Here is a 15,374-nt window from a genome sequence, read left to right as displayed (position 1 = left end):
CCACCTCACGCCCCCACCGCCGCGACCCCCCCAGAGACCTCCACCTCCACCAACCGCCGCAGCACCCCCCGAGCCACCGCGACGGCGGCCCCCCCCACACCCGCCCCGCCCGCCGCCCCGCCCCCCCGCCCCGCCGGCCCCCGCGGCGGGGGTGCGGGCGCGCCCCCCCCCGCACGGGGAGGGCTGGGCGGGCGGGCTCCAGGAGCGCGACGGCGGGTGGTGGCCCCGCTTCGACCGGGACGTGATGGTCCGCGCACTGGCGGATACGGCCACGCGCTCGTTCGCGTCCGCGTGGGAACGCGTCGCCTGTCCCACGCTCCTCGTCCTGGCCCGGTCGAGTTTCCTCGCCCCGGCGGAGATCGACGAGTTGCTCCGGCGGCGCTCACCCACTCTGGCCGTCAGCGTTCCCGGCACCGGTCACGATCTGCATCTCCAGCAGCCGGGCACCCTGCACGACCTGATCGTCCGCTTCCTGGCGGACTGCCCGAGTGGGCGGGGCACGTGTTCCTTCGACGGTGGTCCCGGTTCCCCTCATTGACGTCGTTCGTGCGGCGGCCACACCATGAGGGGCGACTGTGCCGCGGGAGCGCCGCCTCGCTCCCCCGGCAGTGGATGGATCGGAGAGCGCACCCAGTGACCGACGGATTCGACCCCCACCCCGTTCCCCGCACACCGGTCCCGTACGCGTCGGACGGGACGGCAGCCGCCCCCGACGACTGGGCGGCGCCCCTGCCCCTGACGTACGACCCGCTGTGGGCGCGGCTCACCGACCGTATCGGCGCCGGTACCTACCCCGAGGCCCTGGCCACCGCCGACGCCCTGGAGACGGCGCTCGGCCGGGAGTACGGGCCGCTGCACCCGCACACCGTCAACGCCCTGACCGTGCGGGCCTGGCTCACCCTGCTGTCGGCGGCGCGCACGCACGAATGGGCGGAGACGGCGGCGCATCTGGTGGAGACGACCCAGCGGCGGCAGGCCGCGCGGGCGCCGGCGAGCGAGACCCACCGGACCATCAGGAACGCCCACGCGGTGTGGACCCTCCTCACCCGGCAGGACCCCGAAACCGCCCGCGAACTCGCCGGGTTGCTGCTCCCCCTGCTGGCCGCGCTGCCGGTGGCGGAGGAACAGGAGCGGTACGCCCGGTCGGTGGCCCGCTGGATCGAGAGCGGCGCCGCGTAGGACGGGCCGACGGGTCTCGGACGGAGCATCCGGATCGGCGCCGCGTTGAACGCCCCCGGTTCCGCATGACGGACCGTCACAGCACCGACGCCAGCGCGTCCAGTGCCGTAAGGGCGTCCGGGCCGACCGGTGTGAGGACGGCGCTGGTGACACCGGCGGCGAAGACGTCGGCCAGAGCGGACCGCGCCTGCTCCGGAGTACCGGCGATGGCGAGCCGCCGTACCCACGCGTCGGGGAGCGCGCGGGCGAATTCCGCCGGGTCGGTGTGGCGGGCGCGCAGGGCGAGGAGGTCGTCCACGAAGGGCAGCGGCGCGATGTGGGGGCGCCAGTCGGGGTCGGCGACCATCGCGAGGGCGGAGCGGACGGCGGCCAGGGCCGCGGCGGGGTCGCTGTCGACGGCGGCGACGTTGTAGGTGGTCAGCCGGTGCGGGCGGGTCGGGGCGATCCGCGCGAGGGCCTGGCGTACGTACTCCGGGGTGGCCGGTTCCGCGAGCAGGGTGCCGTCGGCGACCGTGCCGGAGACCGCGAGGGACTTGGGGCCGCGCACCCCGGCGAACAGGTCGGGGGCGATGTCGGGCACGGCGCTCTCGTGCAGCCGTACCCCGTCGACCCGGACGTACCGCCCGTCGTGGTGCACCTCGTCGCCCGCGAGCAGCGCCTTGAGGACGGTGAGGTACTCGCCCAGCAGGGTCAGCGGGCTGCGGGGCCAGGCCCCGGCGTCGCGCATCCAGGACGGCATCCCGTGTCCGATCGCGATGTCGACGCGGCCGGGATGCAGCTGGGCCAGGCCCGCGATCTCCATGGCGGCGAAGGCCACGTTGCGCGCGGCGGCCGGCAGCAGTCCGACGCCGACGCGGATCCGGTCGGTGACCGCGAGCACGGTGGCCGCCTGGGCGAGCCCGCCCCGGTACCCGAGGTCCTCCACGACCCACAGTTCGTCGAACCCGAGGTGTTCCGCCCGTCGCGCGAACGCGGTGATGTCCTTCGCCGGAAGGTCCCGGGGCATGATGACGCCGATCGCGCCGTCCCGTCGCGTCATGCTGTTCTCCGATCGCGTGCCGGGCAGGGGTCCCGGTCGGCATCCAGTATGTACAAGGGAAAATCCAGTTCATCAGTATGCAAATGGATCACTGGATCGGTGGAATCGGCCCGGCTGCCGGATCGCGCGGCGATCTAGCGTCGGACACGACGGGGACCGCACGGACCAGAAAGGCACCTTGGGAGCCATGTCCCTTCCGTATACCGACGTCGAGCCCGGCAGCACGTTCCGCACCGACCACGACCACGAATCCGGCCACGACAGCACGTCCGGCCACGATAGCGAGCCCGACCACCACAGCGCGTCCGGCCACGACCACCGGACCTGCTACGAGGGCGAGTTCGGCCCGGCCCCGCTGGGCTCTCCCCACGTCTGCCCGCCCATCGACGAGCTGCCCCGGTCGGCCTCCGCCCCCGACCTCGTCCGCCGCCGCGTCCGTGACGAGCTGATGCTCGACGGCAACGCGCGGCTCAACCTCGCCACCTTCGTGACGAGCTGGATGGAACCGCAGGCGCGGCAGCTGATGGCGGAGACCGCGGAGAAGAACCTCGCGGACCGCGCGGAGTATCCGCAGATCACGGCCATGGAGGAGCGCTGCGTCACCGTGCTCGCGCGGCTGTGGCACGCACCGCGTCCCGAGCAGGTCCGCGGCTGCTCCACCACCGGCTCCAGCGAGGCCGCCATGCTCGGCGGACTCGCCCTCAAGCGCCGCTGGCAGCAGCGCCGCCGCGCCCAGGGCAAGGACATCACCCGCCCGAACCTGGTGATGGGCGCGAACGTCCAGGTCTGCTGGAAGAAGTTCGCCAACTACTTCGAGGTGGAGCCGCGTTACGTCCCGATGGAACCGGGCCGCTACCACCTCACCCCCGACACCCTCACCGCCTACTGCGACGACAACACCATCGGCGTCGTAGCCGTCCTGGGCTCGACCTTCGACGGCTCCTACGAACCCGTCGCCGACATCTGCATGGCCCTGGACGGCTACCAGGCCGCCACCGGGTGCGACATCCCGGTCCATGTGGACGGCGCGTCCGGCGCCATGGTGGCCCCGTTCCTGGACCCCGGCCTGATGTGGGACTTCCAGCTGGAGCGGGTCGCCTCCATCAACACCTCGGGCCACAAGTACGGGCATGTCTTCCCCGGCCTGGGCTGGGCCCTGTGGCGGGACGCCGCCGCACTCCCCGACGAACTCGTCTTCGAGGTCGACTATCTCGGCGGGCGCTCCCCCAGCTTCACCCTCAACTTCTCCCGGCCGGGCGCCCATGTCGTCGCCCAGTACTACAGCTTCCTGCGCTACGGCTTCGAGGGACTGCGCAATCTGGCGGCCCGGAACCGTACGACGGCCCGCGCCCTCGCGGCACGCATCCGTGCCCTGACGCCCTACGAGCTGGTCACCGACGGCTCCGAACTCCCCGCCTTCGCCTTCCGGCTGACGCCCGGCACCGATGGCTTCACGGTGTTCGACGTCTCCCGCGCCATGCGCGCCCGGGGCTGGCATCTGCCCGCCTACGCCTTCCCCGCGCCCTGCCAGGACATCGCCGTCCTGCGTCTGGTGGTCCGCACCGGGTTCACCGCCGAACTCGCGGGCATGTTCATCGCGGACCTGACGGACGTCACCGGGCAGCTGGCCGCCCCCTGATCGTCAGGACCGGAGTTGTCAGTGGCCCGCGACGACCCCCGACAGTTCGTTGGTGCTCTTGGGCAGGGTCACCGAGGTGGTCTTCTTCCCGGCGTCCAGATCGACGGCGTGCAGCGCGCTCCTGCCGGGTTCGGAGACATAGGCGGTGTGGCCACGGACGAACAGGGTGGGCCGGGCCTGCTGCCAGTCGAGCGGCTCCTGCCAGGCGTCCACGACCGGGATCTCCCGCTCCACCTCACCGGTCGCGGGGTCGATGACGTGCAGCGCCCCGTCGGTGCCCAGTACCAGCGCCTCGCCGTGCGGGCCGCGGCCCAGCGAGCGGAAGGAGTAGCTGGTGCCCAGGTCGACCAGGCGCAGCTCGGCCCGCTCGGTGTCGATGAGGGAGATCCGGGTCGGGCGTTCCAGCTCGGCGTCCGGGTCGGTCTTGTAGTCGCCGAGGAGGATCGGGGAGGCGTCGCTTCCGGCCTGGTTGCCGATCCGGCCGTAGTCGTCGGGCGCGTCGACCTTGGTGAACTCGCCGTCCCGGTAGATCAGGACACCGTCCTCGCAGCCGACGGCCACGGCCTCGCCCTGGGCGGCGGCCTCGCCGTGGACGCCGGGGCAGTTCTCGGCGCGCGCGATCTCCTGGTCGTTCTCGTCCACGACGAGCGCGCCGGTGCGCTTCTCCTCGGTGCCGAGGGTGGTGAGGAGTTCGCCGCCGCTCAGCTCGACGGCGACACCGTGGTGCGGTTCGGCGGTGGTGTGGGTACGGCCCTCGGGCTTCTCGCCGCCGCTCAGCTCGGCGGGGTCGAACACGGCGACCTCGCCGGTGCCGTCGGTGAACAGCACCGTACGGCCCGCGTGGCGGACGACATGGCCGGGCTCGGCACCGGGGTACTCGATGCCGGTGAAGGTCTGCTCGGTGGCGTTCAGGACGCGGAAGCCGGCGTCGGTGGAGACGATGACATGGTCCTGGTCACCGGCCGGGTTGACCCGGTTGAAGCCGGGCAGCTCGATGGTGCCGGTGAGTTCGAGGGTCTCGCCGTCGAGGACGTAGAGGCCGCCGTCGAAGGTGGCGACGAGGGCGTTCTCGACCGCCTTCGCGGGGGCGGCGGCCGTCGTGCCCGGCGTCTCCCCGACGGACGCGCCGTCGCCCGCGCAGGCGGTGAGGACGGTGGACACCGCGAGGGCGAGTGCGGTACCCGTGAGGGCTCTTCCGCGCCTCGGCCGCGGCGACGGTATCGACTGGTGGGAGGGGTTGAGTGTGTTCACCGGTGGGTTTCCTTTCGCTGCCGCCCGGTCGGCGGCATGGGTGACGGAACGTCCGGCCCGGTCGGCCGGCGTCCAGGAGGGGTGCGGGGGGCGTCCAGCAGGAGGTGTACGGGGGCTCAGCCGCCGGTCGGACCGCCGGTCAGTCCCTCGGTCAGGGCGGTGGCGTTGGCGCGCATCATCCGGAGATAGGTGTCGGCGCCCTCGCCGGGCGCGGTCAGTGACTCCGAGTACAGCTCGACGACCGCGACCCGGCCGCCCAGTTCGCCGCGGAGCACCTCCGCGAGCCGGGTGGGCCGGGAGGAGTCGGCGAACACCGTGCGCACCCCGGCCTCCTCCATGGCCTGGGTCAGCGACCGCAGATCGGCGGAGCTGGGTGAGGCGAGGGTGGTGCCGCTCGGGATGACCGCGCCGATCACGCGGAAGCCGAACCGCTCGGCGAGATAGCCGAAGACATGGTGATTGGTCACCAGGGCCCGGCTGTCCTCGGGGATCCGGTCGAAGGATGTCTCCATCCAGGTGGTGAGGTCGGTGAGGTGCCCCTCGTAACGGTCCGCGTTGGCGCGTATCGCGGTGGCGTCCACGCCGTCGACATGCTCGATGACCTGGTCGGCGATCAGCCCGGTCGCCGTGCGCATCCGGTCCGGGTCGGTCCAGAAGTGCGGGTCGGGCCGCCCTTCCTCGCGGTCGTCGCCGGTCCGGAAGGTGAGCGGGGCGACCGCGGCACCGACCTCGACGGCGGCCACCCCTGACTCCTGTGCGGCCGACACATGCCGGAGCACGTTCTCCTCCAGGCCGAGCCCGTTGAAGACGACCAGATCCGCCCGCTCCAGCTCGGCGGCCTGCACCGCCGACAGTCCGAAGGAGTGCGGGTCCGCGTTGGGTTTCATCAGCACGGTGACCTGGGCCTGGTCACCCACTATCTGCCGGGTGACATCGCCGAGGATGTTCGTGGTGACCACGATTCGGGGCTGCTCGCCCGCGGTGCCGCAGGCGGTGGCGGCAGCGGCCATGACCAGCGCGACAAGGACCAGCACCAGTCTGCGCAGCCGCGCAGCCGCCACCCTCGTACGCCTCACCCACCCCGCACGTGTCGCTTCCCGTGTGCTCATCGTCCGGTCTCCGCCATCAGGTGCGGCTCGATGTCCAGGTCGAAGGAGCGCGCGATCCGCAGGCTGTCGTTGTGGTCGATCTCGAACACCCGCTTGCCGTGCGGGTCGTTCACGTAGGCCCGGCTGCGGTCGACCTCGATCACAGGTGCGGTTCCCGCCCCTTGCTCGCCGGTCAGCAGCCGCTCGGTGCGGGCGATCTGTTCCCCGGTGCCGATGTCGTGGCCGCGCAAGGTCCCGTCGCTCTTGAGGACCAGCAGCGGGGAGCCCTCCCCGGCGGTGTTGGCGGCGACGACCGGCCCGGTCGCCACGCGCGTCCAGGTCCGCCCGCCGACGTCCAGGACCCATACGGCGTCCTCCCCGGCGGGCGCGGTCAGCGTGTCGCTGCCGGGGCGCCCCCGGAACGCGCCCGCCCGCTCCTGCTCCGGGACCTCGGCCCCGTACGGAATCTCCTCGATGGTGAAGACCCCGTCCCGCTCACCTATCAGCAGGGCCCCGTCGGCACATCCCAGCACCACGCCACGCCCGGTGACGGCATCACCGCGTGGCGCCGCGCACTCCGCGTCCGGTACCGCCACACGCGCACCCTCCCGGTCGAGCACGATGACCTCCGCCGCGTCTCCCGCGTCCGCCACCAGCCCCACCAGATGCTCCGCGTACGGCACGAGGGCTCCGGTGTACGTGCCCGGCAGCGCGCGGGCGTCACCGATCCCGGCCGCCTCCAGCGCGGCCCGCTCGTACAGCGCGGCCCGGCCCTCGCCGTCGGTCACCGCGGTCACGGCGGCGTCACTACGCACCTGTGCCGTGTGGTCCGCGGGGAGTTCGCCGACGTCTCGGATCGGCGCGCGGTAGTAGTGGACATGGTCCCCGTGGTCGACCATCCAGGCGCCGCCGTCGAGGACATGGGTGGTGGTGGCGGTGTGGAGGTACCCGAACCGCCCGTCCGTACCGAGCCGGACGGCGCCTTTCACCGGGGCTGTCGTGCGCAATTCGCCGGTGACGAGGTCGAGGACGCGGGTGTCACCGCCGCTCGGGTCGTTGAGGAGCAGCCGGGACTGCTGCTCGGCGGCCTCCTCGGCCCCTTCGACATGGCCGTGGGGGGTGGTGGACGCGGAACTGGTCTCCCTGGGCTCGGAGTTGCGCTCGTCGGTGTCCGTCCGTTCCGCGCAGCCGGTGAGGAGCGTGGCGGCGAGGGCGGTGACGAGGAGGGTGCTGAGCGGTGAGGTGCTGAGCGGTGAGGTGCTGAGCGGCGGCGCGGCCGAGGGCCGTGAAATGACGTTTCGTCGGATGGTCAAGACGATCGCCTCAGACTTCCTTCTTGATTGACGTTGGTTGGATTCACCCGTCGGTCCCGGATCGCCGCGCCCAGGTGGGAGAGGAAGAAGACGGCCACCGCGAGCGCCGAGACGGTCGCTCCGGCGGCGGTGCCCAGATGCCAGGACAGGAGCAGCCCCCCGAAGGTGGCGGCGGCGCCGGTCAGGGCGGCGAGGGCCATGACCGCGCGGACGCTGTGCGCCCAGGGCAGTGCCGCCGCGGGCGGGGCGATGAGCAGGCCGAGGACCAGCAGGGTGCCGACGATATGGAAGGAGGCGACGATCGCGAGGCCCAGCAGGGCGAGCAGCACGGCATGGGCGAGCCGGGGTCGCAGCCCGAGCGTCCGGGCCTTGCGCGGGTCGAACGCCAGGGCCAGGAACGCCCGATGACCGAGCACCGAGACGACGAGCGCGGCGAGCAGCGCCACCGCGAGCAGGATCAGGTCCCGCGCACGCACCGCGAGGACGTCGCCGAACAGAAAGCCGGTCAGATCCACCGCGAAGGACTGCGAGCGGGACACGATGATCACGCCGAGCGAGAGCATGCCGACGAACAGCAGGCCGATGCCGGTGTCCTGGGACAGCCGTGGCACCCGCCCCAGCCCGGTGACGCCCGCGGTCATGACGGCGGCGCTGAGCACCGCCCCCACCAGCAGATTTCCGCCGAGCAACGCGGCGAGCGCGACTCCCGGCAGCAGTCCGTGGGACATCGCGTCGCCGAGAAAGGCCATGCCCCGCAGCACCACCCAGGTCCCGGCGAGCGCGCAGATCGCGGACACCAGGATTCCGCCCCACAGGGCTCGCTGCACAAAGGCCACGTCGAACGGGGCCGTCAACCACTCCATACGGCGGACACTACAATGGAAATCATGTTCAATAAACCAGGCAGTCCGACCGCGCGGCAGCGGGACCCGGCCGCGCACGCCACGTTCACGGACCTCTGCGCGGGCTACGGCGCTCGCCCCGCCCTCCACCAACTCACCGTCGAGATACCGGCGTTGTCGATGACCGCGCTCGTCGGCCCGAACGGCAGCGGGAAATCGACGCTGCTCGGTGTGCTGGCCGGTGTGATCCATCCGACATCCGGAACGCTCACCCGCCGGGGAGAACGGCCCCCCGCGTTCGTCCCGCAACGCGCGGCGGTGGGGGACGCGCTGCCGCTCACCGTGCGGCAGACGGTGGAGATGGGGCGCTGGGGCGAGCGGGGCCCCTGGCGCCGGCTGACCCGGCAGGACCGCGCGACGGTGGACCACGCCCTGGACCGCCTGGGCATCGGCGACCTCGCCGCCCGCCAGCTCGGCGAGCTGTCAGGGGGCCAGCGCCAGCGCGCCCTCATCGCCCAGGGCCTGGCCCAGGACTCCGACCTGCTCCTCCTCGACGAACCGACGACCGGGCTCGACCCCGAGGCCAGGGACCGTATCGCCGCGCTGCTCACGGAACTCGTCGCCGACGGGGTGACGGTCGTCCAGGCCACCCACGACCTGACCGCCGCCCGCGCGGCCGACACCTGTCTCCTGCTCCACGACGGACGCCTCGTGGCCCGGGGCCACCCCGGTCAGGTCCTCACACCGACGGCGCTCGCCCAGCGTTGTCAGTGCCGCCTCGTACAGTCGGGGCATGACCGATCGTGAGAGTTTTGCTCCCTTGGTGTTCTTCGAGTACGACCACAAGCCCGGGTCGTACTGTCTGATGCTCAGTGACAGCCACATGGTCGAGGTGGCCGACGTCTTCACCGAGTGCGAGCAGTACGGCAGTGGCTATGGGTGGGAAGGCGTGGCCAGATCGGCCGTGCGCGAGCGAGCGCCGGAGTTGGCGGGGCGGTTCGGGTACGACAGTGAGGCGGGGATGTTCGTCGCCTACGGCGAGGACCCTGAGGCGCTCGGACGTCTGGGCGCGCTGCTGTGCGAGGCGTTCGGCGACCGGGTGGTGCTGAAGGGGCTGATCGAGGCCGGGGATCCCGACTGGTTCGACTGAGGGTCACGCGATCCCCGGCCCGGCCCCAGGCGCAGCCGGTGCCGCTCCAGCCGGGCCACCGGCAGGCCCGTCACACCCGGGGCGGTCCTCGGTCATGGTTCCAGGTCGGTCCCCGGGCCGGTCTCCAGGTCCGGTGGGGTCAGGACCCGTGGGGTCAGGCCCAGGGAGCGGACATGGTGGGCGATGTCGGCCAGCGGGGCGACCCAGGTGTCGCCGGTGGCGATGATGCGCTCGATCAGGGTCTCCAGGGCCGCCGCGCGGGAGGGGCGGCCGGACAGGAAGGGATGGTTGGTGAGGACGAAGCAGCCGCCCTCGCGGCGCATGGCCTGGAACTCCAGGGTCCACATCTCCAGCACCTTGGCGGGGCTCTCGATCAGACCGGTGCCGGAGATGCCGGGCAGGTAGCAGTACTGCTCCCAGTCGTCCAGCGCCCACTGGATGGGGATCTCCACGAGCGACGTGCCGTCGGCCAGGGCGAGTTCGTAGGGCACGTCGGCGTCCATGAGGCTGGAGTCGTAGAGGAAGCCGCGCTCCTTGAGCAAGCCGGGGGTGTGGTAGCTGAGTTCCCACATCGGGGCCCGGTAGCCGACGGGTCTGACGCCCGCCACCGACTCCAGGGCCGCCAGGCCCCGGTCGAGGAAACCCGCCTCGGCCTGCGCGTCGACGCTGGTGAGCAGTTCGTGGAGATAGCCGTGATGGGCGATCTCATGGCCGGCCGCCGCGATGGAACGGACGACGTCCGGGTAGCGCAGCGCGGTCCAGCCGGGGACGCAGAACGTGGCGCGGATGCCGTGCCGGTCGAGAATGCGCAGCAGCCGGGGCACGCCGACCAGCGGGCCGTACGACTGATGGGTCATGACGGACATGCGGTGCCGGGCGGCGGGGTGCTCGTGCAGGACGGCTGACTCGGCGTCGACGTCGAAGGTGAGGGCGGCGGCGGCCCGGTGGCCGGCGGGCCAGGTGATCGGCTCCGCCGGGCGGGTCGGCGAGATCATCGGGGCGTCCTTGCGCAGAGGGACACGTACTCGTAGGCGAGGTTGGCGGCGGCGACGCTGGTGATGTCGGCATGGTCGTAGGCGGGGGCGACCTCGACGACATCGGCGCCGACCAGATCGAGTCCCTTCAGCCCGCGGACGATGCCGAGCAGTTCCCTGCTGGTCAGGCCGCCGGCCTCGGGGGTTCCGGTGGCCGGCGCGTGGGCGGGGTCCAGGACGTCGATGTCCACCGAGAGATACAGGGGGGCGTCCCCGATCGTCTCCCGCAGCTGGCCCACCACGTCGGCGACCGTCATCGTCTCGAAGTCGGCGCAGTGGAAGATCCGGAAGCCCAGTTCGGCGTCGTCGGTCAGATCCGCCGGGTCGTACAGGGAGCCGCGGATGCCGACGTGCGCGCTGGCGTCCGGGCGGAAGAGGCCCTCCTCGGCGGCGCGGCGAAAGGGTGTGCCATGGGTGAGGGGGGTGTCGTAGTAGGTGTCCCAGGTGTCGAGATGGGCGTCGAAGTGGACGAGGGCGACCGGGCCGTGGACGCGGTGCATGGCGCGCAGCAGGGGGTAGGCGATGCTGTGGTCACCGCCCAGGGTGATCAGTCGCGCCCCGTCGCGTATCAGTGCGTGGGCGCTCTCCTCGATCTCCTTGGCCGCCCGGGTGATGTCGAAGGGGTTGCAGGGCAGGTCTCCGGCGTCGACGACCTGCTGGTCGCGGAACGGCATGACGTCCAGGCGCGGGTTGTAGGGACGCAGGAGGCGGGAGGCCTCACGGATGGCCGAGGGGCCGAAGCGGGCGCCGGGCCGGTAGGTGACACCGGCGTCGAAGGGGGCGCCGGCGATGGCGACGTCGTAGCGGGGCACGTCCTCGATGCGTGGGAGCCGGGCGAAGGTGGTCAGTCCGGCGTAGCGGGGGCTGACCTGTCCGTCCACGGGGCCGACCGGCTCGGGGCGGGTGTCGGGGCTCAGGCTCGGCATCGGGTGCTGCCTCCGTTGATCTGTAGGGTCTGGCCCGCGAGCGAGCCGAGGGTGAAATCGGTGAGATGGGCGACGGCCGAGGCGATCTCCTCGGGGCGGCCGATCCGGCCGAGGGGGATGCCGTCCGCGTAGTGCCGGTGCATGGCTTCGAGGGGGATCCCGGCGTCGGCGGCGTCCACGGCGAGCTGGGGGGTGTCGGTGACGCCCGGGGCGATGGCGTTGACCAGGATGTTCTCCGGGGCCAGTTCCCGGCCCAGGCTCTTGACCAGGGCGATGAGTCCGGCCTTGGAGGCGGCGTACGCGCTGGCGTTGGGCCAGCCGGTCACACCCCACTCGGAGGAGATGACGACGATCCGGCCGCGGCCGAGGCGGCGCATGCCCGGCAGGACGGCCTGGACGAGATGGAAGGTGCCGCTCAGGTTGGTGTCGACGATCCGCCACCAGTCCTGCTCGTCGTGGTCGAGGAAGGAACCCATGGTCATGTAGGCCGCGTTGCACACCAGGACGTCGATGTCGCCGACGGTATGGCGCAGCCGGTCGACCATGGCGTGCACCTGGTCCCGGTCGGACACGTCGGCGGGCGCGGCCACGGCGTTCGCGGCGCGGGTCACGGCGTCCAGGTCGGGAGTGTGCGCGCGCCCGTTGACGGCGACGCGGGCGCCGTCGTCGGCCAGGCGCAGGGCGATGGCCCGGCCGATGCCCTGGGTGGCGCCGGTCACCAGGGCGAACGGCGAGCGGGACGCGGTGAGGTCGGGCGTCGTCAGCGGATCGCCGCTCGTCGGACCGGTGCGCAGGGGGTCGCTGCTCATGGGGTCGCTGCGCAGGGGATCGCTGCTCATGGGGTCATGGCTCATCAGATCACGGCTCCGGAGTTGGGCGAGATGACTTCCCCGGTGCAGAAGGTGGCCTCCTGGAGGAGGTAGCGCGCGGTGGCCGCGATCTCCTCGGGCCGGGCGAGCCGCCGGGTGGGGAGGGTCGCCAGGTAGGCGGGGTCGCGCCAGGGGGAGTCCGGGGCGAGCAGGGGGGTGTCGGTGGGGCCGGGTGCCACGGAGTTCACGCGGATGTTCTGGGGGGCCAGTTCGGCGGCGAGGCTGCGGACGAGGCCGATGATGGCGCCCTTGGCGGCGGCGTAGTGGGCCTCGCCGTCGCCGCCGCCGATGGCCAGTTCGGAGGAGATGGCGACGATGCTGCCGCCGCCCCGCTCGATCATCGACGGCACCGCGGCGCGGGCGGCGTTGAAGAGTCCGCCGAGGTGGACGCGGAGCATGCGCTGCCACTCGTCGGGGGTGATGGCCTCGACGGGGGTGATCGCGTAGTGCCCGGCGGCGGTGACCAGGCCTTCGATCGGGCCCAGTTCGCGGTGGACGAGACCGACGGCCTGGCGGACCTTCTCGGCGTCGGAGACATCGGCCACCAGGGACAGCGCGAGGTGGTCGCCGATGACGGGCTGGCGGTCGATGCCGGCGACCTGCCAGCCGTGGGCGTGCAGTTCCTGTGCGATCCGGGCTCCGATACCGCTGCCGGCACCGGTGACCACGGCGATCCGGGGGTGGTTCATCTTCCTGCCTTCTGACCTTCTGAGAGGGGCGAAAGGGGGGTGCGGCGGGCTGGTGACCCGCCGTCACGGCGGGCCGCTCACCGCCGCCGCGGCGGGCTGCCGATCGTCGCCGTCCATGGGGCCCCGGGTGGGGCGGGGTGCCGGATGCGGCGGGTCCCGGGGGGCGGCCGGTCCCGGAGACCCCTCCGCTACGGATTCGCTGTCGCGTCCGGCGCCGGCGGTGCCGTGGCCGCGAGGCGGCTGGCCAGCGGGGGCTTGATCCGGTTCCGTACGATCGCGTAGATCACGGTGCCCGCGACGGCCAGCAGACCGGTCGTCAGGATCATGCTCCAGCGCAGGTACCAGGTGTCGCCCATGGACGCGCGGGGCCAGGCGATGTTGACGGTCTGGGCGACGGCCCACAGCGCCGCGACCACGGTGACCGGGGTCCCCCACCGGCCGAGGCTGAACGCGCCGGGCTTCCACTTGCCGGTGAGCCGGGCGATCAGGGCGGCGATCACGGGCACCGCGAAGGCGATCTGGAAGCCCATGGTGGTGAAGTTGACCAGCACCCGGTAGAGGTCGGAGCCGGCCAGCAGCACCAGGATCGCGGCGACCACGCCGGTCAGCGCGATGGCGTTCACCGGCAGCCGCTCCGGGCCCGCGAGCTTGACCAGGAACTTCGACCCGGGCAGCGCGTTGTCCCGCGCCGAGCCCCACAGACAGCGGGTGACGGCGGCCTGGACGGCGAGGAAGCTGGACAGGAAGCCGATCACGAACATGATCAGCAGGGGCCGGGCGATGCCGGAGCCGAGGGCGCTGACCAGGGTGTGGGTGACCGGGTCGCCGGTCTTCTCGGCCATGACCTGGTCGAGATTGGGGATGGCGAGGATGACGGCGACGCTGGAGTACATCACGATCGCGGCCACGCAGAGCAGCGACAGGATGATGGCCTTGGGCACGTTGCGCTCCGGCTCCTCCACCTCCTCCGCGATGGAACCGGCGGCCTCGAAGCCGACGAAGGACCAGCCGACGTAGGCCATGGCCACCAGCAGCGGTCCGCCGACCCAGGAACCGAGGTCCTGGGTGCCGAAGCCGTCGAACAGGACGTCGATGGGGTTCACCCGGTGGAAGATCAGCAGGATGGTGCTCAGCCCGACGGAGCCGACGATCTCGCAGATGATGCTGGCGATCACCATGATCTTGAGGATCCGGCGGCCCACCATGTTCGCCAGGCTGCCCACCGCGAGAATGCCGATGGCGGTGGCGACGGTGAGCGCCTTGCCGTGCTCGTCGACGCCGACGGCCGGGAGCAGGAAGCCCGCGGCGCCGTAGGCGAGGGTGGACAGCGCGATGGTGAGCCCCCAGGTGTAGGCCCAGGCCGCGATCCATCCCCAGGAGGCGCCGCGCAGATGGCGGGCCCATTGGTAGACGCTGCCCGCGTACGGCCAGCGGGAGGCCAGCTCGCCGAAGACGAGGGCGATCATCAGCTGCCCGGCCAGCACGATCGGGAAGGCCCAGAAGAACGCGGGGCCCGCCGCGAACAGCCCGAGCGTGAAGATCGCGTACAGCGCGACGATCGGCGAGACATCGGCGAAGGCCAGCGAGAACGCCGAACGGAAGCTGAAGCCGCGTTTCAGGGTGCTCACGCCCGAGGGGCCGCCCGAAGGATCGGCGCCGCCCGCGGTGTGTGCCGCGACTGGAGGATTCGACATGCGCCCGCTCCTTACCTGGCCCCTGGCGGGGTGATGAGGCATCGTCCGCCCTCCGCGAGCGAACTTTCAGGGAGTCTGCGTCGCCGGTACTCCCAGATCTACCGAGCGAAGACCACAATCGCCACTTGCCCTTTGAGCGATCGCACAACAGGATTGCATCGAAGTTACAAGCGAAGGGCGGTGGACACATGTCGGCCACCATTCACACCGTGCTGGACCTGCCTCACCTGCGGCTCAGCCTGTTCGCCGGCGCGGCGGGACTGGGCCGTACGGTCTCCTGGGCACATGCGTCCGACCTCGACAGCCCCTGGGACTGGATGGCCGGGGGCGAGCTGCTGATGCGCAACGGCTGCACGCTGCCCGCGGGCGGCGGCGCGCAGGCGGCGCTGATCGAGCGCTGTGCCGTGGCGGGCGCGAGCGGCATCCTGATCGGCGAGGACCCCGACACCCCGGCGCTGACCGGCGACCTCGCGGCGGCGGCCGACCGCCATGGGCTGGCGGTGCTCACGGCCGCGTACTCCGTGAGCTTCGTGGCGGTCGCCCGCGCGGGGGGGCGGGAGCGGCGACGGCGGGGGGGGGGGCGCGTGGGGGGGCTGGCGTTTATTAGAGGTGTTGGTGGGCGGGCGCGGGGGGGGGCGGGGCGGGGGTGTGGCTCACCGCC

General features: G+C 72.2%; 16 protein-coding genes. 6 read left to right on the top strand and 10 right to left on the bottom strand.

All coding sequences use genetic code 11. From position 1 onward, the window contains the following. Positions 1-151: 151 nt before the first annotated feature. Entirely contained in the window at positions 152-538 is a 387-nt protein-coding gene (locus ACFXAZ_RS37490) for an alpha/beta fold hydrolase (protein WP_384600871.1), read from the top strand. 95 nt (positions 539-633) lie between these two features. Then, complete coding sequence (locus tag ACFXAZ_RS37485; RefSeq protein WP_384600868.1) at positions 634-1,179, top strand: hypothetical protein; 546 nt, start codon at positions 634-636, stop codon at positions 1,177-1,179. A gap of 76 nt (positions 1,180-1,255) precedes the next feature. On the opposite strand, the gene ACFXAZ_RS37480 is transcribed toward ACFXAZ_RS37485, so the two are convergent. Next, positions 1,256-2,218, bottom strand: a complete 963-nt coding sequence (locus tag ACFXAZ_RS37480; protein WP_384600866.1) for an LLM class flavin-dependent oxidoreductase — start codon at positions 2,216-2,218, stop codon at positions 1,256-1,258. A 187-nt stretch (positions 2,219-2,405) separates the two neighbouring features. Here ACFXAZ_RS37480 and ACFXAZ_RS37475 point away from each other — a divergent pair, with 187 nt between their 5' ends. Beyond that, a complete protein-coding gene (locus ACFXAZ_RS37475) occupies positions 2,406-3,857 on the top strand; it encodes a glutamate decarboxylase (protein WP_384600863.1) in 1,452 nt (483 codons plus the stop codon). 18 nt (positions 3,858-3,875) lie between these two features. Here the strand turns inward: ACFXAZ_RS37475 and aztD are convergent, their stop codons facing one another. The 4 genes from aztD to aztB form a co-directional block, all read right to left on the bottom strand. Continuing rightward, positions 3,876-5,108, bottom strand: a complete 1,233-nt coding sequence (gene aztD, locus ACFXAZ_RS37470) for a zinc metallochaperone AztD (protein ID WP_384600861.1) — start codon at positions 5,106-5,108, stop codon at positions 3,876-3,878. 116 nt (positions 5,109-5,224) lie between these two features. Next, positions 5,225-6,217, bottom strand: coding sequence for a zinc ABC transporter substrate-binding protein AztC (gene aztC / locus ACFXAZ_RS37465; protein ID WP_384600858.1), 993 nt, complete (start codon positions 6,215-6,217; stop codon positions 5,225-5,227). Then, entirely contained in the window at positions 6,214-7,509 is a 1,296-nt protein-coding gene (locus ACFXAZ_RS37460; RefSeq protein ID WP_384600855.1) for a hypothetical protein, read from the bottom strand. Before ACFXAZ_RS37460 ends, aztC begins: the two co-directional genes overlap by 4 nt. Beyond that, positions 7,506-8,372: a zinc ABC transporter permease AztB gene (aztB, locus tag ACFXAZ_RS37455; protein WP_384600852.1), complete on the bottom strand. Its 867-nt coding sequence runs from the start codon at positions 8,370-8,372 to the stop codon at positions 7,506-7,508. The genes ACFXAZ_RS37460 and aztB overlap by 4 nt, the downstream gene beginning before the upstream one ends. A gap of 15 nt (positions 8,373-8,387) precedes the next feature. On the opposite strand from aztB, the gene aztA reads away from it, so the two are divergent. Together aztA and ACFXAZ_RS37445 are read left to right on the top strand one after the other, a co-directional pair. Further along, the gene (gene aztA, locus ACFXAZ_RS37450; protein ID WP_384600849.1) at positions 8,388-9,158 is read left to right on the top strand and encodes a zinc ABC transporter ATP-binding protein AztA; all 771 of its coding nucleotides are present in this window, start codon (positions 8,388-8,390) and stop codon (positions 9,156-9,158) included. Further along, a complete protein-coding gene (locus tag ACFXAZ_RS37445; protein WP_384600847.1) occupies positions 9,145-9,501 on the top strand; it encodes an immunity 51 family protein in 357 nt (118 codons plus the stop codon). The genes aztA and ACFXAZ_RS37445 overlap by 14 nt, the downstream gene beginning before the upstream one ends. A 92-nt stretch (positions 9,502-9,593) precedes the next feature. Here ACFXAZ_RS37445 and ACFXAZ_RS37440 read toward each other — a convergent pair whose 3' ends face one another. The 5 genes from ACFXAZ_RS37440 to ACFXAZ_RS37420 form a co-directional block, all read right to left on the bottom strand. After that, positions 9,594-10,496: a polysaccharide deacetylase gene (locus ACFXAZ_RS37440; RefSeq protein WP_384600844.1), complete on the bottom strand. Its 903-nt coding sequence runs from the start codon at positions 10,494-10,496 to the stop codon at positions 9,594-9,596. Beyond that, positions 10,493-11,461 carry an agmatinase gene (gene speB, locus ACFXAZ_RS37435; protein WP_384600841.1) on the bottom strand — a complete coding sequence of 323 codons (969 nt, stop codon included), beginning with the start codon at positions 11,459-11,461 and terminating at the stop codon, positions 10,493-10,495. Before speB ends, ACFXAZ_RS37440 begins: the two co-directional genes overlap by 4 nt. After that, a complete protein-coding gene (locus ACFXAZ_RS37430) occupies positions 11,449-12,300 on the bottom strand; it encodes an SDR family NAD(P)-dependent oxidoreductase (RefSeq protein ID WP_384600838.1) in 852 nt (283 codons plus the stop codon). The genes speB and ACFXAZ_RS37430 overlap by 13 nt, the downstream gene beginning before the upstream one ends. A 14-nt stretch (positions 12,301-12,314) precedes the next feature. Next, complete coding sequence (locus ACFXAZ_RS37425) at positions 12,315-13,019, bottom strand: SDR family NAD(P)-dependent oxidoreductase (RefSeq protein ID WP_384600835.1); 705 nt, start codon at positions 13,017-13,019, stop codon at positions 12,315-12,317. 188 nt (positions 13,020-13,207) lie between these two features. Continuing rightward, positions 13,208-14,713, bottom strand: coding sequence for an amino acid permease (locus tag ACFXAZ_RS37420; protein WP_384600832.1), 1,506 nt, complete (start codon positions 14,711-14,713; stop codon positions 13,208-13,210). Between the two features lie 188 nt (positions 14,714-14,901). Between ACFXAZ_RS37420 and ACFXAZ_RS37415 the strand changes: the two genes are divergently transcribed. After that, on the top strand, positions 14,902-15,374 hold a 473-nt coding region (locus ACFXAZ_RS37415; RefSeq protein WP_384600829.1), incomplete at its 3' end, for a PucR family transcriptional regulator ligand-binding domain-containing protein.

The organism is Streptomyces sp. NPDC059477 (assembly GCF_042749375.1).
Taxonomy (GTDB): domain Bacteria; phylum Actinomycetota; class Actinomycetes; order Streptomycetales; family Streptomycetaceae; genus Streptomyces.
Note: the sequence above shows the minus strand (reverse complement) of the source record. Positions and strands in the feature narration are given on the sequence as shown.

What these genes read in the sequence shown, in the direction of transcription:
- aztC (WP_384600858.1), bottom strand. Translation starts at nt 6,217, where the DNA reads ATGAGCACACGGGAAGCGACACGTGCGGGGTGGGTGAGGCGTACGAGG.
- ACFXAZ_RS37445 (WP_384600847.1), top strand. Translation starts at nt 9,145, where the DNA reads ATGACCGATCGTGAGAGTTTTGCTCCCTTGGTGTTCTTCGAGTACGAC.
- ACFXAZ_RS37480 (WP_384600866.1), bottom strand. Translation starts at nt 2,218, where the DNA reads ATGACGCGACGGGACGGCGCGATCGGCGTCATCATGCCCCGGGACCTT.
- aztB (WP_384600852.1), bottom strand. Translation starts at nt 8,372, where the DNA reads ATGGAGTGGTTGACGGCCCCGTTCGACGTGGCCTTTGTGCAGCGAGCC.
- ACFXAZ_RS37430 (WP_384600838.1), bottom strand. Translation starts at nt 12,300, where the DNA reads ATGAGCAGCGATCCCCTGCGCAGCGACCCCATGAGCAGCGACCCCCTG.
- ACFXAZ_RS37420 (WP_384600832.1), bottom strand. Translation starts at nt 14,713, where the DNA reads ATGTCGAATCCTCCAGTCGCGGCACACACCGCGGGCGGCGCCGATCCT.
- ACFXAZ_RS37440 (WP_384600844.1), bottom strand. Translation starts at nt 10,496, where the DNA reads ATGATCTCGCCGACCCGCCCGGCGGAGCCGATCACCTGGCCCGCCGGC.
- aztA (WP_384600849.1), top strand. Translation starts at nt 8,388, where the DNA reads ATGGAAATCATGTTCAATAAACCAGGCAGTCCGACCGCGCGGCAGCGG.
- speB (WP_384600841.1), bottom strand. Translation starts at nt 11,461, where the DNA reads ATGCCGAGCCTGAGCCCCGACACCCGCCCCGAGCCGGTCGGCCCCGTG.
- ACFXAZ_RS37425 (WP_384600835.1), bottom strand. Translation starts at nt 13,019, where the DNA reads ATGAACCACCCCCGGATCGCCGTGGTCACCGGTGCCGGCAGCGGTATC.
- ACFXAZ_RS37475 (WP_384600863.1), top strand. Translation starts at nt 2,406, where the DNA reads ATGTCCCTTCCGTATACCGACGTCGAGCCCGGCAGCACGTTCCGCACC.